The organism is Rhizobium sp. 01L419, from assembly GCF_056400025.1.
The window spans coordinates 1-1214 of sequence record NZ_JBFTSM010000053.1 but is presented as its reverse complement, the minus strand read 5'-3'; the positions used below and the strand labels follow the sequence as shown (position 1 = coordinate 1214).

Here is a 1214-nt window from a genome sequence, read left to right as displayed (position 1 = left end):
TAGTCTTCGATCCATCCGTCGATCTTCCGGAGGGCTGTTGCGGCGTCCGGAATGGGTGAGATGCGTATGTAGTCCCGCTTCAGGGTTTTGACGAAAGCCTCCGACATGCCGTTGGACTGAGGGCTGGCCACGGGTGTGAAGCATGGGATCAGGTTGAGGACTTGGGCAAACAGCCTAGTCTCCCGCGCGGTGTATGCACTGCCGTTATCAGATAGATGTTCTATCGCATGCGGGGCGCTGGTTGCGCCGAAGCGCTTTTCGACGGCCTCCAACATCATGTCTCGAATGTCGGAGCCCGATATCCCGGCATTGGCGACGGCTGCCCATGAGATAATTTCCCGGTCAAACGCATCGATGATGAACGCGAGACGGACCACCTCGCCATTCCAGCAGGTGAACTCAAGGCCSTCCGAGCACCAGCGGAGGTTAGACCGCATCACCATGACCTTGCCGTCGTGCACACGGCCTACTCGCACCGCCGTGTGTTTCTCAAGGATCATAGCGTGATTGGCCATAATGCGATGAACCCGTTTGCGATTGATGACGGGCAGATCGGCAGCTCGCCGCTGCCTGTTGAGAAGGGCAGCAATCCGCCGATAGCCGTAGGTCGGCCGAGCATCCACGAGCTTGCGAATAGCAGGCAGCAGCTCGGCATCGTCTGCCTTCAGATACCGCCCACGCGGCTTGGACTTGCCTTTGCGTCGCGCGGCGAGATTGGACCGCGATACGCCCAGGACGTCAGCCACGGTCTTCATCGGGAACTGTCCTTCGGCAACAAGATCGGCCGCGATATCGGTTTTTTTGAGTGGGCTTTGGAAAGAGCTTCGCGGAGAATCTCGTTCTCCAACGTCTTACGCCCGAGGATGCGCTCAAGCTCGCGCACTCGATCTTCCAGCTTCTTCACCTCCGAATTGCCGATCACTGGCTCGTCAGAMTCCACGGCCACCGCACCTCCCTCGCTCAGAAGCCTACGCCAGCGATACAGGAGATTTGGCGCAACTCCATGCCGCCGAGCCGCAGAGGAGACGGTCTCCCCGGCGGCATAGCTTTCCTCGATGATCTGCAGTTTGCGTTCCGTTGTCCAGCGTCGCCGCCGGACGTCACCGATCATCAAGTCAACCTGTCGAAACTCGTTAGACATAAGCTTATCCTCAAGCCTGTGCTTGAGCCTTCCTGCTTATGCTGAGTGTCCGGTCGAAAATGGGGGCAGTTCA

Annotated in this window: 1 protein-coding gene; it reads right to left on the bottom strand. The window is 58.6% G+C overall.

Going from position 1 to position 1214, the window contains the following annotated elements; genetic code table 11:
• Positions 1-1141, bottom strand: a protein-coding gene (locus tag AC1DUP_RS36745) for an IS3 family transposase (protein WP_477837373.1) whose coding sequence is annotated in 2 segments (ribosomal slippage) — positions 1-805 and positions 805-1141 — 1142 coding nt annotated over the 2 segments. Because the reading frame shifts where the segments join, the coding sequence is not laid out codon by codon here. This gene is flagged as partial in the annotation.
• Positions 1142-1214: the final 73 nt, after the last annotated feature.